Source organism: Chlamydiota bacterium, from assembly GCA_012729785.1.
Taxonomy (GTDB): Bacteria; Auribacterota; Tritonobacteria; order UBA1439; family UBA1439; genus UBA1439.
Window position 1 is genome coordinate 99173 of sequence record JAAYCL010000044.1, and the last position, 23620, is coordinate 122792.

Consider the following 23620-nt stretch of genomic DNA (forward strand, 5'->3'; position numbering starts at 1 on the left):
GTCAGTCTCGAGTGCGAGGCGCGCAGGCCGTCCGCGCGCATACGACGACGATCTCCTCGGCCATCCGGCGCAGGCGGAGCTTCTCGATCGCCGTCAGGGGGAGCCGTATCAGGGGGCTCCTGAAGGCATAGCCTATGTGGACGCGGTGGTGCTCCAGGACGGCGTATCCGCTCCGGGTCACCATCTCCTTCAGCGCCCTGAGCGAGTAGGTCCTGTGGATATCGGGCATCCGGTCATTCTCGAGCATCCTGAAGACGAACCGGAAGAGCGGGTCGAGGAACCGCTTGATGAGGGCGGGCAGCGATGTTGCGCTGGGCACGATGAGGATGAGGAGCCCATCCGCGGCGAGGACCCTGTGCGCCTCCTTCAACATCTCTCCGGGGTGGGGGAGGCAGTGGAACGTCCCGATGCTGAAGATGCCCCCCAGGGAACCGGTTTGGAAAGGCAGGCATTCCGCCGAGGCGACCACCCGATGCCCGCAGGCGAGCCTCAACGCCCCGGCCGATATGTCGAGTCCGACGGGCGTGCACGATCCCTTGAGCCTCGACAGGTAGTCGCCGGTGCCGCAGCCGATGTCAAGGACGATCCTCCCGGCCAACCGGTCCTTCAGGATACGGGCGATCGTCTCCTGGTAGCGGGGGTGGCGGAACCACTTGTCTTTCGACAGCTTCCACAGCCGCTCCCACTCTTCCGCCACGCCGCCGAGATCAGCATTCTTCCGCATCTTTTTCAATCCCCGGGAGATATGAGAATATCCGCTTGATGTACTGCGGCAGGTCGCGGTAGGAAGAAGAGGTCGTCGCGAGGCGGAACCTGTACGAGAGCCCGTGCCAGGCCCAGAACATATAGGTGTAGAGCTTCAGGAGGGGGAGGCGGATCAGGAGCCTGGTCAGCCTGCGGAGGATGAACGGGTGGCTGACGGTGATCCCCCACAGCTTGTGGAGCTTCGCAATCTGCATGGTGACCTTCGGATCCCCGAAATCAAGGACCGAGTAGTTCCTGGTGAAAAACTTCTCTCTCGATCCGGCATCCTGCGGCCTGTAATAGCCGTGGGCGACGACGTAGTCGTGAATGGGCGTCTTCGGGTACGGGTAGAGAATGTTGGCGAGGGCGAAGGTCGGCCTCAACGTGATCTCGAAGTCCATCGTGCGGAAGGCGTTCTCGAGGGGGTCCTTGACGGGGAGCCCGATGAGGCAGTCCACCTGGAACTTGATCTTGTGCGCGTGAAGGATGCGCGCGGCCTCCGTGATCTCCTTTCGCGTGGGCACCCGCTTCAGTATCTCCCTGTTGACGTCGTCGTCGGCCGTCTCGAGCGCCATCTCGATATACGAGACGCCCGCCTTCTTCAGCAGGCGGATCTTCTCGTCCGTGACCAGGTTCGGGATGAAGTTCACGATGAACGGCAGCCCGACCTGCCGCGGCAGCTTGTCGGCGAACTCCTCGAGCCACTCGACGCTGTGGAGGAGGAAGTTGTCGTCGTAGATGCTGAGGAGTTCCGTGGGGTACCGGTGCCTGACCTCGTTCACCTCCGCGATGAAGTTGTCCACGGAGCGGGTCCTGACCCCGCCGCCCTTGCCCCGGTACATCTCGTTGAACGCCTTGTTGAAGCAGTACGCGCACTGGTACGGGCAGCCCCGTATGGTGAAGAACGTCTTGATCCTGTCCCTCTCCAGGAGCCTGTCCCTCGAGTAGATGAGCTCCCTGTCCGGGAAGGGGATCTCGTCGAGATTCTCCACCAGCGGGCGGGGGGGGGTGCACCGATACTCCCCGTCACGACGCACGCAGAGGTTCGGAATGGCGTCGACGGGCTTCCCCTGCTCGACGGCCGAGACGAGGTCCAGCATCGCCTCCTCCCCTTCGCCGATGCACCCCGCGTCCAGGCATTCGTTCAGCACGACCTCGGGGGAGAAGGTGGGGTGGGGGCCCCCGATCAGGGAGAAGAAGGTGCGGTGCCTCTTCAGGGTGTCGAGGAGGGAGAGGTAGTAGTTGTGTTCTCCCGTCATCGCGCTGACCGCGACGATCTCCGGGGCGATGGCATCCACCTTCCTGAGGATCTCGTCGCGCGTGAGCGCGCCGGTGATGAGGAGATCGACCGCCTTGCCGCGCTTCTTCAGAGCGCCGATGAGGTACATCAACCCCATCCGCTCGTACACCATGGTCTCTTTCAGGAGGAAGAGGGTCTTCATTGCGTGGTGCGGGGCGCCGAAGGTGCGCACGCGAAGATAGTAGCACATCTCGGCGAATACGGAAGCACTTCCTTTGGCCCGTTGCCGCCCCTGGAAGGGGGCGGCCATTTAAGGCTCCCTATTCGGCGGTCGTTGGTATATCATCGTGTGCCGCGCGGGAGAGATGCGCCGCACGCGTGCGTATCTCATCGGCTGCATAACGAGGGGGGCCGGCGGCACCGTGGAGTATCCGATGCGATCTGCATGCAGCGCGAACACTCACCCAAAGCAGCCGACGCAGCAGGGTTCCCCGATGAAGACCACCCCCCGGCGTCGGCCGCTCCTCAAGGCGCTCGGCGAGGCCACGGCAATCCTTGGGATATCGCTCCTCGTGGTGCATCTCTGTTCCCCTCTCCCCCACAACATCGATACCTACCTTCCCTACAGCAACCTCGCCTGGTGGTATTACCCGCTGAACAAGCTGGATCCATTGACGCGCTATTATGACCTGGCCTTATTCCCGAATTTCAAGTCCCTGATGCCGTCCTCGTCCCCGGATCTTCTTGTCAGGATATGGAATTCGATTCCGTTCATGGACACCTATCTGCCGCTGCGTGCGTTCGCGTATATCGGGAGCCTGCCGTCGCTCTTGTATTTCCCGTTCTTCCTCGCGTGGCCTTCGCCACACTCATTGAGATTCCTCGGGCTCATCGCTCTCGCACTCCAGGCACTGCTGATCTGCAGGATCGTTCGTTACGATGTGCTCAAGTGTTTTCTGATTCTCCTCGTTTCCATGCCCTATTCCCTGCTGCATTTCACGGATTATGGGCCCACCGTATTCCCGCTCACCCTCATCTATCTCATCGTATACATGATCGGGAAGTGGCTGAAGGCAGTGGGCGATGAGGCCGCTCTCGGCCTTGTCTACCCTCCGGCAATCGGGGGGCTCGTCTTCGCGGGGATATGGATCAAGCTCTCTTTCATCTTCTACGTGCCGGTCATCGCCCTTTTCATCCTCTGCTACGCCATCGAGCAAAGGCCGCGCATGGCCATTCCCGGGGTTCGCGGGCGGTTTCTCCGTCACTGCGGCATCCTGGTCGTCACGGCTGGTGTGCTGACCGGCACCCTGCTGAATGCAACGGACAGGGTGCCGGGGGGGCACTATTACCAAATCGCCTGGCGGATCACGCAAACCGCCCTTGCGGACGGCAACTACACCTACAGAATCACGCAGCATTGCGCAGATCTGTTGAGGCTATTTTTAAATCCCTTGAAGGGCGCCAGCATGATCTGCGACGTGACTCACACGGTAACGCCTAGCGGCGTCATGCTGTGCGGTGTTATCATCACGCTGCTGGCATACGGGGCAGTGAGGCTGCGCATTCTCAAGAGGGATGTCCGCTTTGTCGCCGTCAATGCGCTGGCATTCACTCTGGTTCTGGGCGTGCTCATTTCGTCCCCTGTCGCGGTCGCATTCCACCATCTGATTATGGCATATCCGTTCCTGGTGCTGGCCCTCTTTTCCGTCTTCTCGGAACTGCGCGGCGACAGGATAGTCTCCGCGCTCCTCGTGCTCTTCCTCGCGTTGAACCTCTGGCAGTACTGCGGGCTCTTCGGCATGGACCGCCGTGAGTGGGTGCGCCCCGGGACTGTCACGAATTATGAATGCCTGGGAGAAGCGCTGGATTCGCACACACGCGGGTACGTCTTCTGCCATGTGGATTGGGGGACCTACAGCATCAAGGCGCTCTACGGCAGGAAGGACCAGTGTAACGTCTGGGTGTGGCCCGTGGATTCCATGGAAACCGTGCAGAGGGTCCGCGACATGTGTCGGAAGACCGGGAGAAGGCCGATGTTCATACGGATGAAGGAGAACTCGAGCACCGATCTTGAATTCCTCATGCGCCATTTCCCTGGGCTCGTCCCGATGAGGCTCGACTGCGATGCGGGCGCATGGGGGATCTGGTATCAGCCTCCGGGCCCGAAGGCGCCGCCCCCGGGGATATATCCACCATGCGCCTGAAGGCGGAATATGCATATATAGCGATTTTCGCCCTGCTCTCCCTGCTCATGCTCTTCAATCATGAGGCATGGAGGGACGAGGCGCAGGGCTGGCTCATCGCGCGGGACAGCCCGAGCTTCTTCTCCGTCGTTCAACAGATGGGTCGTGAGGGGACCCCGGGGCTCTGGTTCTATCTGGCCTACCCGCTTGCCAAGTCCGGGCTCCCGTTCCGGGCGGGGCAGTTCGCCAACGTTCTCGTCATCCTGTGCGCCGCCGTCGTCTTCATCCGGTGCGCGCCCTTCCCCCTGTATCAGAGGGTACTGTTCATATTCGGCTACTACGTGCTGTACGAATACGGCGCGATCACGAGGACGTACGGCCTCTCCGTCCTGTGCATCCTGGCGGCCGCGGCGTTCTACAAGGATCGTTTCAAGAGGCCGATCGCCTATTCCGTCCCGATCCTGCTCCTGGCCAACACCAACGTGCACGGCATCATCCTCGCCGCGGTGCTGGCCGGGGCGTACCTTTTCGAGGCGATGGCGTCAGGGGAACTCCGCCGTGCAAGGGCCGTCAGGATCTCTCTCCTCATCATGGCGCTGGGGTTAACCCTGGCGATGTGCCAGACCATATCCCGCGAAGCGCGCGCCGACCAGTGGGTGGGCTGGCATTGGGAGCTGTCGCATCTGAAGATCCGCGAACTGCTGTATGCGATCCAGCTCGCGTTCCTGCCGGTCTCGGGCCCCGGCGTCAACTTCTGGGGCTCCGTGCTCGTGCGGTACCCCGCGTGCGTCTTCGTCGCCGTCCCGCTGGCCGCCGCGTCAGTGGCGGCGCTGTGGGGGAGACGGATCCCCCTGGCGATCTACCTCTGCTCCTCCATCGGCCTGCTGGGCCTCTTCTGGCTGAAGTATCCTGGCGCCCGAAGGCATATCGGCCTCATCTACATGGCATGGATCTTTTCCCTGTGGGCGCTGGAGAGTGGCCGGGAATCTCCGTCGCACGCACCCAGATCCCTCCCCGGGACTGTGCGGGCGTGCCTCGTGACGCTACTGCTGTCCCTGCAGCTCGCCGGATCCGCCCAGGCGGTCTACTATGAGCTGCGTCACGATTTCTCTCCCGCCAGACGGGTGGCCGGGTATCTCGAGGAGCACGGATACCTTGGGGACGACGTTTTCATCGCGGCGTTCCCCTCGACCAAGGCCCAGGCGGTGGCGCTGTACCTGCCGAAGCCCTATTCGCGGATCTTCCAGGTCGAGTGCGAACGGTTCGGCAGCTATACCGCGCATACGAAGGAGTTCATGCGCAACCAGGCGGCCCTGCGGATCGAGGATGTCGTGCGCAGGGTCGACAGGGGGATGCAAGGCGGACACTACCGCGCGGCGGTGCTCATCCTGAGCGAGAAAACGGACGGCGACGAGAACTTCGCCGGAAGGTATGAATTGATCGCATCCTTCGAGGAGCACATCGCGGAGGACGAGCGGATGTACATCTATGGGCTTACATCACCGCCCACCGAAGGGGGGCCACCCGCACGACCATAGCGCACCGAGCGCAGACCGGCAGATCTCCTTGTACGCCGGCTGCGGGGACGAAGATGCTTGAATTCATAGCGCTGATTCTTCGTGTCAGGGCCGCCAACGCGGCGGGGGTCTTCGGAAACTTTCACAAGGACATAGCGCGGGCTTTGGTACACGATGTTGCCGAATGAGAGGAAAGGGCCAAGCGCGCGATCTGTGCCGCTGTCCCTTCTCCTGTCCACCAGAATATAGTCGACGCTGTATTTCCGGAGAATCCTCATCCGCTCCTCCTCGCCAGTCGCGGCGTCAAAGAAGAGGACGGCGTCCTTTATTCTCGCGCGGTTGTCCATCAAGGGCACGGGCTTGTCGTAGGCGACGACCTTGCCTCCCAATGCCGGGACCATGAGGCTTGTCTCGATGTCCGACAAAACCACGTCATCTTGTTCCACGCATGTGGAGAGAAACAGCAGATCGGAATAGTTGCTGCCGCGCCCCGGCATATACTGCAGGACGAAGCGCAGGCCCTGCATCGGAAGCATGGGGGACGTGAGATACAGGTACGCGAGGAGAAGGATGGCGACGCTGGCCTTCTTGTGCGTTTCCGCCCGCGCAACCGATGTCGCGAGCGCCATCTGGAGAAGCAAGACGATGTAGAAAATGACCCTCCCGTAAATGTACGAGCCGGAGAGGACACCGTAGACATAGATGCAGACGAGGAACGCGAACAAGATGACGAGGGGGTCGCGCCGGTCCCTCCTCAGGCGGCCGAAGAGGGGGAACAGCCCGATCAGCGCGGGCAGCGTCCGCTGCGCCACCTTCTCGTACAGGTCGTAGTTGTCCTCGTGGAAGGACGTGGCCTTCACTATGAAGATGTCGATGCATGAGTAGTATGGGTAGGCGAGTGCGGCAAGGAGTGTGGCGGCGAGGGCTCCCGCAAGCATTGCCATCAGCCTCACGTCGCGGCATTTCCCTGCGCCGATGGTGAACGCCCAAAGCCCCGCGAACAGGACCAGCGCGGTGGTCGGGTGGGTCAGCACCACGGTCGGGATGGTGAGATACAGCGGGATGAACCATGTCAGGCGCGCACCCCGCAGGATTCGAAGGTATATCGCGAACGAGAGGAACGTGAGCGCGGCCGAGAAGGTCGACGGGTAAGGAAGGACGTACCCGAGCACGTTCATGTGCAAGAATCCGCTGAAGAACCACGGGGGGGGGCCCCACAGGAACAGCATGAAGAGGAGGGTGTAGAAAGAGGTCTTCTCCGCCTCCTCCTCGACGCACGATCCTATGAAGATCCTCAGGGAGACGAGGAGCAGGATCAGGTTCATGATGCCCGCCGCGGTCAGACCCTCGATCAGACCGAGACCGGCGACCCGGGAGACGATGGCGACGGAGAGCAGGTAGGGCGAGTATAACATGTGCGGGGTGTCCGCCAGATACATCGAATGGCGCGGGGAAAAGGGCCGACTGGCGAGTTCGCGCACGCAGGCCGCGTGTTCCCAGAAGTCGCCCTTCCACACCCAGTTCGAGATGTGGGAGAACATGAGGAGCGCGACCGCCGCCGACAGGATCGCGTACCGGTTCCTGGAGATACATTCAAGCCGATGGTTCAACGGGTGCCCCGCCGTTGCGGTTGAGGCCGCTGCGGAAGAACGCGCGATCGCGTTTTCCGTATCCCCCGGGAATGTCGAGCAGCGGGCAATTCGATGACCGCACACCCCGTAGTGTAGTACAGCACACCCATCTGCGCTAGTGTGTCGGGCGTCGCTCCATGCCGAGTGCGGCGCTGTGGGGGGGAGACGGATCCCCCCGGCGATCTACCTCTGCTCCTCCATCGGCCCGCTGGGCCGCTTCTGGTTGATGTACCCTAGCGCCCGAAGGCACATCGGGTTCATATACATTTCGTGAATCTTCTCGCTGTGGGCGGCGGAATGTTATCGGAACACCCCGCCGGCGCCCGAGGGGCGAGGTTCGCCGGCGAGCCGTGGTGCATCTCAACCAGCACGAAGGTCAGCATGAAGGGGGCCAACTCGAACAGGTAGTAGCCGAACCGGTATTCCGGCGAGGGCATCGACAGCAGCAGGGACAGCGTGTTCGCAGCCAGGGGGATATACACGAGCATCAATCCGCGTTCCCCCTTGATCGCGATGTAGCCGAACAGCAGGACCAGCACCATGGAGTAGATCCCCAGCCTGAAGAACAGCTCGTTGTACTTCTCCAGGAATTCGAAAAGGCGCCGCCCCGGCACGCATGTGTACGCCGGGACGCCGTATTCCCTCATGTCCTTGACGTAGCTGTAGACTATGCTGTCTATCTGGAAATCGGTGTCGGTTATGCTCCATAGAATGCTCGTTTTATTCAATCTGTCGCCCACGACATAGGCGGGATACTTCAGCAGATTCCTGCCGTACACCGCAAGCACGTCCGCCGGGCGCAGCCTGCTCGCGTTGGTGACGAAAAGAAGGTCGTTGTCGACCAGATACTTGAACACGGTGTATTTCTGGTACTGCTGTATCCATGTCTCGATGGGCATAACGCTTTCCATCAGCGCCAGCGTCCCGGTATCCGTCCGATCAAGCGGACGAGTGGAATAGACGCCGTCCTTCGCCAGAGCGCCGAGAGGAGACAGGAAGGTGGTATATCCAGCGGCCCGCTGATTGGGGATCACGCCGAGCGCTTTGGGTATCACCTTGAGGACGGCTAGTTCCGCCGCGAGGACAAGGGTGATGATGGCGGCCATGGCGAAGGCTCCCCTTCCGCCCCGGCGCGGGGAGGATTTCAGGCACAGGGCAAGGCAGGCGCCGACCGTGGACAGCGCGCAGATCCCCACGATGAAGCCGTTGTGCCGCATGCTCCAGACAAGGGCGGTGGAAACGGCGAACGCGACGGCATTGCTTGGGCGGGCGAAGTAATTCTCTCTCCCCACCGCGATCCTTGCGAACTGTAGTGTCAGGAACGTCAATGCCAGGGTGTACAGCACATCCTTCCACAGCGTGATGTTGAGGATGGCGTGGAATGGCGCGACTGAGAATAGGATGAGCAGACCATACAGGTATGTCCTGCGCGCACCCCTCTGGAGCAGGAATGTTCCCCACGACGCATAGACGAGCGCCGAGAGCGCGATCTGCAGAAGGGGGAGCACCACGGGGGAGGGGTATGCCCTGCTGAGCAACCGGATGATGAGGGTATGCAGGTACGGGTGCCAATCTGAAAGCGGCATCCTGCCCGTCGCCTGTTTCCACTGGACGGATGAGTCCGGCGACATCAGGCCGGGCCTGTACATGGCAAGATAGGCCAGCCCCGCGGCCAGCCCGATGGCGAAGAGGAGGAGGAAGTCCCGACGCCGGCGGGAGGTCGCCCCCCCGCGGACGAGCCGCCCCAGGGCGTCGAACAGCGCGAACGCCGACCCTGCCCATGGGATGAACCAGACCGCCGTCAGCGCGACGGAGAGGAGGGATTTCGCGCCGACGAGCACCCTCCAGCCGGGAAGGAAGAGGGAGCTGCTCGTCGAGGCCGTGAGGTACAGCAGGAGGAGGACGAAAACGCACGCCGCCCTCACCCGCCGCGTCTTACTCCCCTGCCGGAGGTAATCCAGGGAGAAACCGCGCCGCGCGACGATGAGGGAGAGGGCGCAGATGGCCGGGAGGTACACCCTCCCCAGCAGGGGGTGTTTCCCCACCACGGGTATGTTGAGCGACTCCGCGACGCGGCACAGCACGTACGTCGCGATCAGGTACACGGCCGGCTGCCCGCGGTACCGCCGGCGCACGCCGCACGCCGCCTGGCCGATCACCAGCGCGGAAAGGCCAAGCCAGCGCAGCGCTGCGCCGGGCGCGGCGAGCGCAAGAAGCGCGGCGAGCGCGGAGGTGCAGTAGTAGAGCACCTCGCTGAGCCTGTAGGGGCTTCGGGCATGGTCCATGACGATCCTCCCTCGGGGAGGCAAGGCGGGGCTGCAGCCCTCAACCCGAGACGGCCCGTGCAATACGCGCGCAGGGCCTGCGCACCAGTGCCTTATAGCAGGCAGAGAGCGCGTTCGCAAAACGGCGGAAGAGGGAAACCCTGTCTCGGTTCACGAAGACCGGCCTCCCCTCGTCGACCCTGATGAGGGAATAGGCCGGGCTACGGTACGCGAGTTCGCCGAACGGCGCTACGGCGGCGAGAGTGCGGCCGGCCTCCCGCCGCTCCATGTTAATCAGGAGGTGGGTCACGTGATACTTCCGTATGATGTCCACCCGGTCGTTGTCGGAGGCCTCGTCTCCGAGGAAAAAACTGACGGCGCGCCCTCTCTCCAGTTTGCCGAGCCCATGCAGGGACGGATTGTCGTAGGCGACCACCTTGCCCCCGAAAGCCGGGACGTAGAAGCTTGTCCTGATATCCGACAGGATCACGTCGTACTGCCGTGTATAACGCGAGAGAAACAACAGGTTGGAGTAGTTGCTGTCGCGGCCCGGTCTGTACTGGGCCATCGAGGAGAAAGCGCGCGTCGGCAGCAGCGGCGCCGCGAGATACAGGTACGCGACGAGCAACAGGAGCCCCCTCCAGTCCCTCCGTGTCTCCGCGCCGGCCACCCACGCGGCGAGGGCCATCTGGAGGAGCAGGACGATGTAGAAGACGACCCTCCCGTAGGTGTACGAGCCGGAGAGGGCACCGTAGACATAGATGCAGACGAGAAAGAGAAAGAAAAGCACAAGAGGATCAAAACGGTCCCTCCTCATCCGGCCCACGAGAGGGATTGCACCGATCAGCAAAGGCAATGTCCGCGGTAGTATGTTCATGTATAGATCATAGTTATCCTCATGAAAGGATCCGGCCTTCGCGAGGAATAGATCGATACAAGAGAAATACGGATAGATGAGGGCGACGAGTATGGAGAATGCAAACGCGCCCGCAAGCACCGACAGTATTGTTACGTCATGCCATTTCTTGAATCCGATGGTGAACGCGCCAAGCCCTGCATAGAACACTATGGCCGTCGTCGGGTGAGTCAGGAGTAACATCGGGCAGATCAAGAAATAGAGCGACAACCATGCCAGGTGCGCGCCCTTCAAGACATGGATATATAGCGCGAAGGAAAAGAAGATGAGCGCCGCGGTGAATGTCGAGGGATACGGCAGGACGTATCCAAGCGCGTCCATGTGGAAAAAACCGCTCCAAAACCATGGGGGTGCCCCCCACAGGAACAGCATGAACAGCAGGGTGTAGAAGGCGGTCTTCTCCACGTCTTTGGTGATGTATGACGAAACAAACAGTCTCAGGGAGATGAGCAGCAGAAGAAGGTTGATAACACCCGCTACCGCCAGGCATGTAATCGCGTCCGTTTTTGTCGCCCGGGAACAAAGGGCGATGAACAGCGTGTAGGGGGTATAGAAATCACATGGTTCATTGGCCAAGAGTATCGGATTGTGCGGGGAAAGGGGATTGGCCGCAAGTTCCCGTACGCAGGCGACATGTACCCAGAAATCACCTTCCCACCTTTTGTTTGAGAGGTGGGAGAGCATCAAAAGGATGATCAGGAGGGAGAGGATCGCATATCGATTCCCGGAGATGAAGGAGCGCAACGCATTCAGGCGGCGCCCCGCCCCTATGCGCCGCAGCACTACCGGGTATTTTATGCGCATTTTCAAACAACCAAGGCCTTATAGCCGTTGAAGCGGGCGGCGGATGATTCAGTTCGCTGCGTAGTATGATTGGAGTATATTTCACCATCCATCGCCCGACAAGCACTTTCCCCCCCACTCCTAAATAGCAGTTCTCGCCGCCGCGGCATCGGTCTTGTGTCATCGGTCTTGTTGACAAATGAATGCCGGATAGGTACCCTTGACGCTGCATCCCGCCGGAAGATGCGCGTCCCCCGGATTACCGCGCGCCGCGTTGCGGGGGAAGCCGGCGCGGGGAGAGGGGGGCGCAAGGAGCCCGGACAGTGACCACACTCGCCTTCCGACGCATCACCGGCAAAGACGCCCGTTCCTTCGCCGCGCTGAGGAACGCGGACGACACCTGGAACTGGTTTTTCTCGAAGCGGCGCTTCACCGAGGAAGAGGTGCGGCGGTGGATCGCTTCCCTCGACCCCGACCGAGACGAGGTCTATATGGTCGAGGGGGGGGGGATGACGGTCGGCACCTGCTCGCTCTACGGCATCGACCGGTCGAAGAAAAGCGCGGAGATTGGACGGATCATCGTCGCCGCCCCTTTCCGGCGTAGGGGGATGGGCGGGATCATGCTCCGGGAGATGATCGGCCGGGGCCGCTCCCTCGGCCTCGAGCTGCTCCACGCCGGCATCATGCGGGAGAACACGGCGTCCCGCCGGCTCTTTTCGAAATGCGGGTTCGTGGAGGCCGCCGGCGGCTCCCCGGGGGCGGTGCGCTACGAACTGCGCGCCGGGGGCGGGCGATGACGCGCCCCGCTCCCGCTCCGGTCCTCCTTCGCCACCGCGCGGACAACGGTTTCCAATGATGAACAGCGTGCGGGAAACGGATCTGGCGATCATCGGCGGCGGCATCAGCGGCCTGGGGGCGGCGCTCGCCGCAGCGGAGTCCGGCATGACGAGCCTGCTCCTTGAGAAGGAGGAGCGGGTCGGCGGGCTGTGGGGATCGGAGTACCGGAACGGGTTCATCTTCGATCACGGCGTCCACGGCCTCTACGCCGCGGGACCCGATATGGAGTCCGCCGTCGCCCGGATGAAGCTCATCGTGGGGGATATCTTCGTCGAGGCGGACAAGAAGACGGAGATCCTCTTCCGCGGCCGCCTGGTGCGCTACCCCCTCCAGCCCGGCCAGTTCTTCACCGCGTACGGCGTCGAGGGGCTGCTCTGGGCGTTGACGCTCGTTATCGCGCGCCTCCGCGTCACGGTCACCGGCGACGCCTGGATGCGGAGTTTCCGCGATTACGCCGTCGGGAACTTCGGTCCGCTCCTCTACCGGATATACTTCGAGCCGTATCTCAAGAAGGTCTGGGGGATCGACCCGGCGCATCTCGATCTCGAATCCGTGGCGCGGCGCGTCAAGCGAATACGCATCAGGACGTTCCTCCAGCAGCAGATGCGGCACGCGCTCGGGATGAAGGGGCGGCAGACGTACGACGGACTCCAGCCGCTCCGCATCGTCTATCCGCGGCACGGCGCGCAGCGCGTGGTGGATGCGGTCCGGGAGCGCGCGGAGGGGCGGGGGGCGCGCATCGTGAGCGGCGCGGAGGTCGCCGGGCTGCGCCTGGAGGGGGATCGCTACCTCCTGACCGTCGCGCGGGGGGGGGCGGCGGGGGAGTACGTTGCGCGCTCCGTCGTCTCGACGTTGCCCATCCCGGACCTGCTGGGGCTCCTGTGCCCGCGGCCGGACACCGCGATGGAGGAGACGATACGGTCGCTCCGCTACAGGGCGCTCCGCCTGCTGAACATCATGCTCGACTGCGAGCGGGTGTTCGAGGCGCAGTGGACCTACTTTCAGGGCGACGAATTCTCCTTCAGCCGCATCAACGAGTACAAGAATCTCTCCCCCGACTTCTGTCCCCCTGGGAAGACCAGCCTTTCCATCGAGTTCAACTGCTCCGTCGGCGACCGGCTCTGGTCCATGCAGGACGGCGAGCTGTTCGACCTGGCGATCCGCGAACTGGACCAGCCGGTCGGCGGGAGGACGGATGTCGGCGGGATCATCCGCGCGCGGCAGATGGGGTACTTCAGCGCGCGGTTCGCGCACGCCTATCCGCTGATGGAGACCGGGACGCCGGCGCACCTCGAGAGGGCGCGCGCGTTCCTGGCGCGCTTCCCGCGGCTGAGGTCCATCGGCAGGCAGGGGCAGTTCCGCTACATGAACGGAGACGAATGCTTCCGGGCGGCGGCCGATGCGGTGGCGGCGTTGAGAAACGAGGAGAATTGATGAAAGAACCGATCCAGTTGTTCCGCCCGGAGCTGGGCGCAGAGGAACTCGAGGCGGTCCGGCAGGTCTTCGAATCGAAATGGCTTGGACTCGGACCGAAAACGGCGGAGTTCGAGAAGGCGTTTGCGAGCTATATCGGCGCCGGGCACGTGGTCGGCACGAACTCCTGCACGGCCGCGCTCGAACTGGCCGTGAAGCTGCTCGATCCGTCGCCGGGCGACGAGATTTTGGTGCCGGCGATCACGTTTGTCTCCACCGCGCACGTGGTGGTCTACAATCGATGCCGCCCGGTGTTCGTCGACGTCGATCCCGCGACGCTCAATATCTCCCCCGAGGATTTGCGCCGCAAGATCACCTCCAAGACCCGCGCCATCGTCCTGGTCCACTACTCCGGCCGCCCCGCCGAAATGGACGCCATTCTCGAGATCGCGGGGGATATCCCGGTCATCGAGGATTGCGCGCACGCGACCGGCGCGTTCTACCGCGGGAGGCACGTCGGTTCGTTCGGGAGGTTCGGCTGCTTCAGCTTCCACGCGGTCAAGAACCTCACGATGGGGGAGGGCGGCGCGATCACGATGGGCGATCTGGAGTCGGCGCAACGCGCCAAGAGATTGCGGTGGCTCGGCATTGACAAGGGAACCTGGGACCGCACGCCGGACAACAAGTCGTACTGGTGGGAGTACAACGTGGACGAGATCGGCCTCAAGTGCCACCCGAACGACATCCTGGCTGCCATCGGCCTCGTTCAGCTCGGCAAACTGAAACGGATGAACGACCGCCGCCGGGAGATCGTCGCGCGGTATCGCCGGGCCTTTGCCGACCTGCCGTGGCTTGAGATGCCCCCGGACGACGACGAGGTCCATCGCTCCGCGTGGCACATCTGCGCGATCCGCTGCCGCGGTGTCGACAGGGACAACCTGAGCGTCTACCTGAGGGAGAAACAGATCTTCACCGGGGTCCACTACAAGCCGATACACCTGTACCGCTGTTACGGTTGGCAGCCCCCCCTGCCGGTGGCCGAAGCGGTCTTCCCGCGGCTCCTCTCGCTGCCGAACCACTCCGTGCTCACCGACGCGGAGGTGGAGCGGATCATCGACGCGGTCGTGGCGTATCCCTGCTGAACGCGTTCAGGGGCGGAGAGCGCCACGCACGGGGCCGGCTCCTCGCGCCGGTGAGGGGGCCTACGGACGAACGCGAACGCCGGGGACGCGCGGCGGGGCAGAGCGCCGGATGCCCGAAGGGGTCAGACGGAAGAGAACCGGAGCTTCCATACCACAAGACCGCCTCGAGAAACACCCGCTTGCTCATCTTCGACTTCCCGCGCGTGCGATCGGCGAAGACGATAGGTATCTCGGCGATGCGGACCCCCTTCTCCCAGCTCCTGAACTTGGTCTCGATTTCGAACGAGTACCCTTCGGAGCGGATGCGCTCGGGCCGTATCGCCCGGATGACTTCGACGCAAAATCCATTGAACCCGCAGGTGGCGTCGTGGAGAGGCATTCCGGTGATCAGGCGCGTGTATAGGCTGCCGCCGCGGCTAAGCGCAAGCAGGTAGGGAGGCCAGTTCTCCACCCCGCCCCCCGTGATGTAGCGTGTCCCCACCACCACGTCATGCGTCTCGAACTTTCCGAGGAACTCGGGCAGGTCGCGGGTATGGTGCGAGTAATCCGCGTCCATGGTGATGACCCGCGCATAGCCGCGCGCCAGGGCGTGCTGGAAACCCGCCACGTAGGCTGTTCCCAGGCCGAGCTTGCCGGGTCGGTGCAGCACGGAAACCTCCGGGTGCCGCGAGGCGAGGTCGTCCGCAATACGGCCGGTGCCGTCGGGAGAGTTGTCGTTGACGATGAGAATGTCGAGACCAAGGCCGAGGGAGAGGATCTCTTCGACGAGCGGGGGGATATCCTCCCGCTCGTTGTAGGTCCCCATGATCACAGGGGTTGTGTGCATGCGCGTTCGCCCCGAGAGGTCGTGAGGTGTGCGGCTGCAGCGTACTTGAGCGTGGGGCGGGATGCAACATGACTCGCCGCGACCCTCGGGACGCCGGGGAGGCCGGACGAGACTGGCGGAGCCGTGGCACGCGGGGATGACGCGCGTTCCTCTACCGGGCTGCGCGATCCCGAACCACGCCGGAGGATGGAGGGAAGGGGAAAGGCTGCCCCTTGTCTACGCGGTCCGGGCCGCCCGGAGAGCGCTTTTCAAGGAGTGCGGCGGAGGGGCGTGCCTCGTGCACGGAGGGATTTGGAGAACGCGTAGGCGATTTTGATGTAATACGCGAATTCCCTCATGCTGCGTATCCTGGCGATTCTGGACAGCACGTACCCCGGGGTATAGTAGAAATCGCGCATTATCTTGTTCTGCCAGGCGACAAGCTCTTCAGCCGAAAGGGCGTGCGTGCGCCAATTCGGGGTTTGACCGTAGATGACGTATTTGTTCCAGTCGGTTTCATTGACCAGCCCGCGTTCATTCATTATCGTCCAAACTTCGGTGCCGGGATACGGCACGCAGAACAGGACGGCAAGTATGGTCGGCTTGATCCTCTTGATCAGATCGACCGTCGCGCGGATATCTTCAACGGTCTCGTCGGGATGCACGCCTATGAGGAAATCTGCTTCGATATTCGTGATCCCGGCTTCGTGGGTTGCCTTCATCCCCTGTATGATCTGTTCAACCGTGATCCCTTTCTTGATCAGCTTTAATATCCTCGGGCTGCCCGATTCTATCCCGTACACAATCCCTTCACAGCCGCTTTTCTTCATATAGTGCAACATATCGGCATTGACGTTGTTGATGCGCGCGAGGCAGTTCCACGTCACGTGGTGTCTTTTGAAGATATCGCAGATCTTGTACACGCGGTCCGGGATGCTCGTGAAATTGTCGTCTACGAGGGAGATATGCTCCGCCCCGTACTTCTTGACACATTCCTCTATTTCAGCTTCGACATACCCGATGCTATGAAATCTCAGGGCGTTGGTATGTAGGATCCTCGAGGCGCAAAAGATGCATTTCCCGGGACACCCGCGGGAAGTGAACATCTCGGAGATCCGCATGAAGCCCCTGGAGAACCCGCGCTGCGTATGTCCACGGTTATACAAATCCTGTTTCAGCAAGTCGCGCGCCGGGAAGGGTATCTGATCGATATCGGTGATGAGCGGCTCGAGATCGTTTTTTATGATTTCTCCGTGTTTCCGGTACACGATCGATTTCAAATCCGATATATCCGCGCCCGCATCAATTACCCCGCAGAGTTCGGCGAACGGTCTCTCTCCCTCGCCGATGATCCCGATATCAAAGCAGTCGAACTCCCTCATCGTGCCTTCGGGGAGAGTGGAAACGTGGATGCCGCCGATGACGGTCCGGATTTCTGGGTACGCCCGTTTGATGATTGACGCAAGCGCCGCGCACTGCTTGATCGTGGGCGTGAATCCGCTGAATCCCGCGACCTCGATGCGGTTGTCTTTCAGGCGCGTCAGGAACTCGCGTTCGTTGAACGTCTCGGCGCTGTAATCCCAGATCTGGACAGTGCACTGCGGCTTCGCGGCCCTCAAGTAGGCGGCGACGTAGCACGCATTCAGTGGCTGCTGCACGCCCAGATAGTCAACCCTGTTCAATGGGGGGGGTATGATGATGGCGACATTCATGGACTGTCTGCACTTCTCCCAGCCGGGCAATCGTCTGATGGACGCCTATGGATGTTGCCGCATGAACGCGATCGCGCGCCGATGGCGTACGGTATTGTCCCCTTGCGTCCCTTGGTATATAATCCGTCATCGCCGAAGGGAAGAACTCAGCGCGTGCTCTTCCCTCCGAGGGGGAAGTTATGGAACAGGGAAAGTATACCTATTCGACCTTCGCCTGTATATTCGTTATTTTAATCGCCCTGCTTAACTTCGGACGCGTCATCGTGCCGGACTATGGAGCCCATAGCTACCGGCCCGGCCTCGTCTTCCCCCCGGATAACATCATCGGCGCGGATTTCCAGAGCTATAACTACATGGCATTGCGCGTCCGCTACGGCATGCCCCTCTATGAGGAATTGGATCGCAGCGATCCGCGCCAATCGGCGCTCGATGCGCACTACCGGGTGCTGCTCGGCCCGCTCCCCGATGCACTCAAGGACTGGATGGTCAGGGTACAGGCGCTCCCCTGGAACCACCCCCCCGTTTCCGCGCGCCTCTTCGTCCCGTTCACCTTCCTGCTCCATCCCTGGGCGTACAGGGTGTATCTCGGCCTCCTCATCGCCGCGCTTTTCCTGGCCCTGGCGCTTCTCAGCGGATATGCACGACACAGGGCGCACTATTGGGCGATCTGCTCCGCGCTGGTCGCGTTCTCGTATCCGTTGCGGTTCGAGCTTGAAAGGGGGGCCAGCGAGGCGCTTGTCCTTCTCCTGGTGACGTCTGCCTTCGTCGTATGGCGGGGCGGGCGGCACGCGGTGGCGGCGGGGGCGCTCATTGCCCTTGCGGCGCATGTGAAGATGTATCCCCTTATCTTCCTCTACTACTTCATCCTGAAGAAGGAATGGCGTGCGTGTCTGTCGATCATCGTCACCGCGCTCATCCTCATTGTGGCGAGCGCCCTGGTTTCACGAGAGGGAACGGCCGCGGGGTTCGCCCAGTACTGGAAGCTATACCGCTTCGTGAAGGATGTCTACATCCCCGGGGACACGTGGGTGTTCGCGGGGAATCATTCCACGTACAGTTTCATGAGCTATCTGCTTCAGAAGCGCGCCCTCCCGACGGCGTTTCTGCTCCGCCTCTCGGGCATCGTCAATTGCGCGCTCCTCGCGTGCGTTTCGTTTTCGATCGTCGCACGGAAGGCGCGCGACACGCTCTCCTATCTCGCGGATTTCTGTCTTGTGATGATAGTGATGACCGTCACCCCCCCGGCCGCCAACGACTATTCGCTCGTGATGTTCTACTTTGTGTTCGCCTCGTGCATCGTCATGTTTGAGAACCTCGATTTTCAGTTTCTTCGGACGAGGGCGCTCTTTTTGGCTTTCAGCATGAGCGCCGCACTGATCTTTCTGTCCACCCTGCAGTTTCCGATCATCTTGGGCCCCTCCGGCGGCTATATGCCCAAGCTCTGGCTCTTGAGCAACAAATGGCCCCTGGTGATAATTCTCGGGGGTACCATCTGGCTTGTGCGGGGGGAACTCTTGCGCCGTCCCGGCGCTTCCGTGACCTCCGGACGGGTCCTGACATGAGAAGTGCCGCCCAAGGCACCGGGGCGCCGTTCGGAACGCACGCGGAGCCGTGGTCGGGCCGTCATCGACCGAACCGCAAGAAGGGCTTCGCCGTCCCCATCAAGTGTCGTCTATGACGAACATCACCGAGCGGCGAAAGAGCGAGGAGCTCTTCTTCGACCACTACGCGGGCGAGGTCGGTATCGAAGAGCTGGCGAGACTACCCCTCTTCAGCCGGTGGGCCTTCGAGAACCTGTACGCGGCGGAGGTGATGGGGGATCTCAAGGGGCGCCGCGTCCTCGATCTTGGCTGCGGCTGGGGAGAGGATGCGGTATGGTTCGCGGAGCAGGGGGCGTGCACGGTCGGGGTAGATGTATCCCCCCAGATGCTTTTTCTCGCGAGGGAACTTGCCTCCCGCAGAGGAGTGGGAGGGCAGGTATCGTTTGTAAGGGCTGCCGCTGAATCCCTCCCCTTTGGCAACGAGAGCTTTAGCGCGGTATTCGGCCGGGGGACGCTCCACCACGTCGATCTTTCAGGGACTCTCGGTGAGGTGTATCGCATATTGAAGCCCGGCGGGATTGCCGTATTTTCCGAGCCGCTGGCGGATAACCCGATCCTCAGCGTATACCGTAACTTAAACCGGTCCATACGCACCCCGATGGAAAAGCCTATTCGCTATCGCGATCTTGCGCGTATTAGCGCCGCCTTCGACTCGTTCGATCACATGGAGTTCAAGCTTGTTACCATGGTGGTGCTTGCGTGGTACTATATGAAATCGAAGTTATCGGGCTCATTTCACACGGGATGGTTCCGTGACCTTGATTACGGTTTTGCGTGCAGGAGAAGCTACTCTTGCGTGCAGAAAATGGATAGCGTGATTCTTCGTCTTTTTCCGTGCCTTGGGCGCTGGTGCTGGCTGACCGTAATGGTCGGCCGGAAACGGTGACCGGCCGGAGTACTAGGCGACAATCCCGGTCCATCGGCGGTTCATAACCTGCTCGGGAGCGATTGGGCGTGAAGATACTTCTAGTTGTCCCCGTGCGAGAAGAGAAGATCGCGTACTATGTCACCCCTCCCCTCGGGCTCGGCTATCTCGCCACATCCCTTCGTCGTGCGGGGCACGAGGTTGACATTCTGGACTGCATCAGGCTCCGGCTTGACTTTTCGGGTTTCAAGGAGGCGGTAAGATCTCGACAGCCGGACCTCGTGGGTTTCCAAACGTTCTCGTCGGATATGATATCTGTGCGCAGAAGCGCCGAGATCGTCAAGGGCCTGCGTCCGGACATAGTCACGGTCGTGGGGGGCCCTCATCCCTCGGGCGATCCCGCGGGCACGATGGGCTTTCTCCCTCACGTTGATTATGCGTTTCATGGGGAAGGGGAGGTCGGCCTGCCGGTTTTCGTGAACTACCTCGAGGGTCGCGGGAAAGCGATCGGCCTGCCGGAGAACGCTATCCCCGGCCTGATCTGGCGGCGGGACTCCCGGGTGGAGCGCAACCCGCCCGCCTTTATTGAGGATTTGGATTCCCTCGGCATGCCGTCGTGGGACATTCTCCGACCGCAGGATTATCCCCCCGCGCCCCACAGCGTTATCTACAAAAGCTATCCCATTGCCCCCGTCATGATCACAAGGGGATGCCCATTCCCATGTACATTCTGCGCCGCACACACCATCAATGGGAGGAAGATGCGCCGTCGCAGTGTCCCGCGCGTCCTTGATGAGATCGAACTCCTCCATACGGCCCACGGAGTCAACGAAATTCAGATCATCGATGACAACTTCACCATTGACAGGGAGTATGTGCATCGTTTTTGCAGCGGCCTCATCGAAAGGCGGCTGACGGTGGACTGGTGTTGCCCCAATGGCGTCAGGTTGGATACCTTGGATGAGGAGTTGCTGCGCGACATGAAAAGGGCGGGCGCGTATCGCATCGCCGTCGGCATCGAGTCCGGATCCCAGAGGATCCTGGACCATATGAAGAAGCAGCAGAAAAAGGAGATGGTGAGGGAAAAGGTCGCGCTCATACGCAAGGTCGGCCTGAGGCCCCATGGGTTCTTCATCCTCGGCTATCCCGAGGAAACAGTGAACGATATCAGGCAAACGATAGCCTTTGCGTGTGAGCTGGATCTGGAAACAGCAGGATTCAGCCTTTTCTTGCCCTTGGTGGGAACCGAGACATATAATGTCCTTGCATCGCAGGGCCGCATCATGTCCGACACGTGGGGAGACTTTATCACTTCGAGAGTGGTGTACGCCCCCGAGGGTATTACACCGGGGCAATTGAAACGGTTGCAGCGCACGGCATTTTTTCGGTTCTATTTGAGACCGAAATATCTCGTGAGATTTGCGAGGAGCATCAGCTCCGTACAGAATCTCAAGTACCTCGCCAAGAGGGCATTGTCATACCTGTTCTGACGCAGGGGGATGACGGGGGCAGCGCCCCGTGCGGCGGGGAAACACTAATCGGCGGCGTTATGACATGCGGGAACGATAGACTCCAATCGATCAGCGCGTTCTTCCCCGCCTTCAACGAGGAAGAGAACATACGGCATGTGATCAATAGCGCTCTCTCGGTCCTCTCGGGAATCGCGGATGAGTATGAAGTTGTCATCATACTGTACGAGGGCTCCACGGATAACACGGGGGATATCGTCCGCGAGATGATGCAGTGTGACCCGCACGTCAGGCTCATCCTGCAACCGCGAGCGGAGCGAGGCTATGGGATAGCCATGAGGATGGGGTACGAGAACGCGCGGCATGACACTGTTTTCTATTCGGATGCCGACAGGCAGTTTGATCTCAGCGACTTATGCAAGGTGTTCCGGCTCATCCGTCACGTGGACCTGGTGGTGGGGTATCGCCGGTCACGGCAGGATCCGATCACGAGAATTTTTGTGGCGAAGATCTACAATCTTATGATGAAGATTGTGTTCGGATTGGAGCAACGCGACGTGGACTGCGCCTTCAAGCTCTGTCGCAAGAGTATTTTTGAAAAGGTCTCGCTGAAATGTCGGACGGGACTGTCGGACACCGAGCTATTGGTCAAGGCGCGCCTTGCGGGGTACGAGATTATCGAGGTCGGCGTCGATCATTTTCCAAGAATCGCCGGGGGCACCTATTTTGAGATCGGCAAGGGGAAGTTTTTCAATATTCCGAAGCCCGGAGTGGTACTAGCTATTCTCAAGGAAATGGTTGGGCTGTGGAGGGAAGTTTCTCCTTCCCTTCGCCGCTTCAGGGAAGAACAAAAAAAACGCTTGATGCAACAGCCCTAGGTTATCCCCCTCCACCAGTACCTGCGGTATGATGGCGAACCGCACGGCTCAACGGAGCGCAACGTGAAAGCGCTTGTTCTCATCCCCTCATCGGAGTACGCCGACAACGTCGTCAGGGATGTCCTCTACGGCTGCTGGTGCAAGGGGAGGCGCATCGGCGGGGGCTCCGTGCCGCCGCTCAACGCCCTCACCCTCGCCACGATCCTCAAGAACGACGGCGTCGTGGTCGAGCTCCGCGACGCCATCGAGCAGCGGCTGTCGTTCGAGGAGCTCGCCCGCGGCATCGAGGGATTCGACGTCGCCCTCGTCCTCTCCTCCTCGATGACGATCGACGAGGACGCCGTTGCGGTCCGGAGGCTCAAGGAGAGGAACCCGGCGCTCACGGCGATATTCTACGGCTCCCACCCCTCCTTCATGCCCCGGCAGTGCCTCGAGAACCCCGCGATCGACATCATCGTGAGGATGGAGCCGGACCTGATCATCAGGGACCTCCTGCGCGCCCTTCGGAAAGGGGATGGGAGCTGGAAGGGGGTGAGGGGGATCGGCTACAGGGAAGGCAACGAAATCGTGCTGAACGAGGACTACCCGTTCATGGACGATATGGAGGAGATCCCGATCGCCGACCGGACGCTCCTCCCCCCCGGCGCGACCTACTTCAACCCGATCGTCAAGCGCCACCCGTATACCACGAGTTGCACCTCCCGCGGTTGCCCCGGACTGTGCACCTTCTGCACGGCGCCCGCCTTCGCGGGGAAGAAGATACGTTCCTGGAGCGTGGACAGGGTGATCGAGGAGCTGCGGTACCTCGTCGGCCTCGGCTACCGGGAGGTGTACTACCGGGACGAGACGTTCACCTTCAGCCGGGCGAGGGTGCGGGAGATCTGCGGGCGGATCGTCCGGGAGGGACTGGATATCAGCTGGATATGCAACGTCCGCGTGGGGAGCGCGGACCTCGAGATCCTCCGGGCGATGAAGGAGGCCGGGTGCCACCTCATCAAGGTCGGGATGGAATCGGGGGCCCAGGAGGTCCTCGACCGCTCGAAGAAGCATATCAGGGTCGAGCAGACCCGCGAGCTCTTCGCCTGGGCCCACGCGGCCGGCCTCGACACCCACGCCCACCTGATGTTCGGCATGCCCGGGGAGACCGGAGAGACGCTCGATCGCACCATCGCCTTCATCAAGGAGATCGACCCCACCACCATCGACATCGGGATATGCTCCCCCTATCCCGGCTCGGAGCTCTTCAGGGAGCTGCTCCGCGAGCACCCGGAGCTCGGCGACGAGAACCGGTTGAGTTTGAAGGACCTCCACACGGCGGGGACCTACAACGAGTGGTACACCTCGGTCTCCAGGGCCGGCCTCGAGCGCTACATCCGGAGGGCGTACCGCGAGTACTACCTGCGGCCGGGCTACCTGCTGCGGTGGCTGGGGAGGATGAAGGGTCCGGAAGACATCGCCCGCATCATCCGCGGCGGCGCCAATGTGATACGGTTCAGCCTGTTCGGGGACTGAGATGGGCCCGCAGACGTCCGTTTCCCCTGCGGCGGGCGGCGAGGCGTGCGGGCTATCCCTCCTCCCGCACCTCCATCCTGCCCAGGATATCGTCATGCGAGATCCGGT

At 61.7% G+C, this 23620-nt stretch carries 17 protein-coding genes; 10 read left to right on the forward strand and 7 right to left on the reverse strand.

Annotation, left to right across the window (positions count from 1 at the left end; all coding sequences use genetic code 11):
• Position 1: 1 nt before the first annotated feature.
• Positions 2–724, reverse strand: coding sequence for a class I SAM-dependent methyltransferase (locus GXY35_11465; GenBank protein NLW95195.1), 723 nt, complete (start codon positions 722–724; stop codon positions 2–4).
• Positions 708–2234 (reverse strand): B12-binding domain-containing radical SAM protein, encoded by a 1527-nt coding sequence (locus GXY35_11470; protein ID NLW95196.1) that lies wholly within the window; start codon positions 2232–2234, stop codon positions 708–710. Before GXY35_11470 ends, GXY35_11465 begins: the two co-directional genes overlap by 17 nt.
• A gap of 244 nt (positions 2235–2478) precedes the next feature.
• Between GXY35_11470 and GXY35_11475 the strand changes: the two genes are divergently transcribed.
• Positions 2479–4188 (forward strand): hypothetical protein, encoded by a 1710-nt coding sequence (locus tag GXY35_11475; protein NLW95197.1) that lies wholly within the window; start codon positions 2479–2481, stop codon positions 4186–4188.
• Positions 4179–5705, forward strand: coding sequence for a hypothetical protein (locus tag GXY35_11480; protein NLW95198.1), 1527 nt, complete (start codon positions 4179–4181; stop codon positions 5703–5705). Before GXY35_11475 ends, GXY35_11480 begins: the two co-directional genes overlap by 10 nt.
• Here the strand turns inward: GXY35_11480 and GXY35_11485 are convergent.
• From GXY35_11485 to GXY35_11495, 3 genes are all read right to left on the reverse strand, one after another.
• Positions 5654–7294 (reverse strand): hypothetical protein, encoded by a 1641-nt coding sequence (locus GXY35_11485; GenBank protein NLW95199.1) that lies wholly within the window; start codon positions 7292–7294, stop codon positions 5654–5656. The genes GXY35_11480 and GXY35_11485 overlap by 52 nt on opposite strands.
• A 278-nt stretch (positions 7295–7572) precedes the next feature.
• The gene (locus GXY35_11490) at positions 7573–9600 is read right to left on the reverse strand and encodes a hypothetical protein (protein NLW95200.1); all 2028 of its coding nucleotides are present in this window, start codon (positions 9598–9600) and stop codon (positions 7573–7575) included.
• 40 nt (positions 9601–9640) lie between these two features.
• Positions 9641–11305: a hypothetical protein gene (locus GXY35_11495; protein ID NLW95201.1), complete on the reverse strand. Its 1665-nt coding sequence runs from the start codon at positions 11303–11305 to the stop codon at positions 9641–9643.
• 296 nt (positions 11306–11601) lie between these two features.
• On the opposite strand from GXY35_11495, the gene GXY35_11500 reads away from it, so the two are divergent.
• The 3 genes from GXY35_11500 (at position 11602) to GXY35_11510 (ending at position 14670) form a co-directional block, all read left to right on the forward strand.
• Complete coding sequence (locus tag GXY35_11500; protein NLW95202.1) at positions 11602–12075, forward strand: GNAT family N-acetyltransferase; 474 nt, start codon at positions 11602–11604, stop codon at positions 12073–12075.
• A gap of 67 nt (positions 12076–12142) precedes the next feature.
• Positions 12143–13549, forward strand: a complete 1407-nt coding sequence (locus GXY35_11505) for an FAD-dependent oxidoreductase (GenBank protein NLW95203.1) — start codon at positions 12143–12145, stop codon at positions 13547–13549.
• Complete coding sequence (locus tag GXY35_11510) at positions 13549–14670, forward strand: DegT/DnrJ/EryC1/StrS family aminotransferase (protein ID NLW95204.1); 1122 nt, start codon at positions 13549–13551, stop codon at positions 14668–14670. The genes GXY35_11505 and GXY35_11510 overlap by 1 nt, the downstream gene beginning before the upstream one ends.
• Here GXY35_11510 and GXY35_11515 read toward each other — a convergent pair.
• Both GXY35_11515 and GXY35_11520 read right to left on the reverse strand, forming a co-directional pair.
• Complete coding sequence (locus tag GXY35_11515; GenBank protein NLW95205.1) at positions 14639–15496, reverse strand: polyprenol monophosphomannose synthase; 858 nt, start codon at positions 15494–15496, stop codon at positions 14639–14641. The two genes, GXY35_11510 and GXY35_11515, sit on opposite strands and share 32 nt — an antisense overlap.
• Before the next feature lie 248 nt (positions 15497–15744).
• The gene (locus tag GXY35_11520; protein NLW95206.1) at positions 15745–17187 is read right to left on the reverse strand and encodes a radical SAM protein; all 1443 of its coding nucleotides are present in this window, start codon (positions 17185–17187) and stop codon (positions 15745–15747) included.
• 179 nt (positions 17188–17366) lie between these two features.
• Between GXY35_11520 and GXY35_11525 the strand changes: the two genes are divergently transcribed.
• From GXY35_11525 to GXY35_11545, 5 genes are all read left to right on the forward strand, one after another.
• Positions 17367–18749 carry a DUF2029 domain-containing protein gene (locus GXY35_11525; protein ID NLW95207.1) on the forward strand — a complete coding sequence of 461 codons (1383 nt, stop codon included), beginning with the start codon at positions 17367–17369 and terminating at the stop codon, positions 18747–18749.
• 112 nt (positions 18750–18861) lie between these two features.
• A complete protein-coding gene (locus GXY35_11530) occupies positions 18862–19674 on the forward strand; it encodes a class I SAM-dependent methyltransferase (GenBank protein ID NLW95208.1) in 813 nt (270 codons plus the stop codon).
• Positions 19675–19742: 68 nt separating this feature from the next.
• The gene (locus GXY35_11535; GenBank protein ID NLW95209.1) at positions 19743–21143 is read left to right on the forward strand and encodes a radical SAM protein; all 1401 of its coding nucleotides are present in this window, start codon (positions 19743–19745) and stop codon (positions 21141–21143) included.
• A gap of 59 nt (positions 21144–21202) precedes the next feature.
• Entirely contained in the window at positions 21203–22000 is a 798-nt protein-coding gene (locus GXY35_11540) for a glycosyltransferase family 2 protein (GenBank protein NLW95210.1), read from the forward strand.
• Between the two features lie 63 nt (positions 22001–22063).
• Positions 22064–23512, forward strand: coding sequence for a radical SAM protein (locus GXY35_11545; GenBank protein NLW95211.1), 1449 nt, complete (start codon positions 22064–22066; stop codon positions 23510–23512).
• Positions 23513–23620 lie beyond the last annotated feature (108 nt).

Bases quoted from the DNA above. Each gene is read 5' to 3' on its own strand.
- GXY35_11515 (NLW95205.1), bottom strand. From the start codon at position 15,496: ATGCACACAACCCCTGTGATCATGGGGACCTACAACGAGCGGGAGGAT.
- GXY35_11525 (NLW95207.1), top strand. From the start codon at position 17,367: ATGGAACAGGGAAAGTATACCTATTCGACCTTCGCCTGTATATTCGTT.
- GXY35_11540 (NLW95210.1), top strand. From the start codon at position 21,203: ATGACATGCGGGAACGATAGACTCCAATCGATCAGCGCGTTCTTCCCC.
- GXY35_11510 (NLW95204.1), top strand. From the start codon at position 13,549: ATGAAAGAACCGATCCAGTTGTTCCGCCCGGAGCTGGGCGCAGAGGAA.
- GXY35_11480 (NLW95198.1), top strand. From the start codon at position 4,179: ATGCGCCTGAAGGCGGAATATGCATATATAGCGATTTTCGCCCTGCTC.
- GXY35_11530 (NLW95208.1), top strand. From the start codon at position 18,862: ATGACGAACATCACCGAGCGGCGAAAGAGCGAGGAGCTCTTCTTCGAC.
- GXY35_11470 (NLW95196.1), bottom strand. From the start codon at position 2,234: ATGTGCTACTATCTTCGCGTGCGCACCTTCGGCGCCCCGCACCACGCA.
- GXY35_11490 (NLW95200.1), bottom strand. From the start codon at position 9,600: ATGGACCATGCCCGAAGCCCCTACAGGCTCAGCGAGGTGCTCTACTAC.
- GXY35_11520 (NLW95206.1), bottom strand. From the start codon at position 17,187: ATGAATGTCGCCATCATCATACCCCCCCCATTGAACAGGGTTGACTAT.
- GXY35_11465 (NLW95195.1), bottom strand. From the start codon at position 724: ATGCGGAAGAATGCTGATCTCGGCGGCGTGGCGGAAGAGTGGGAGCGG.
- GXY35_11475 (NLW95197.1), top strand. From the start codon at position 2,479: ATGAAGACCACCCCCCGGCGTCGGCCGCTCCTCAAGGCGCTCGGCGAG.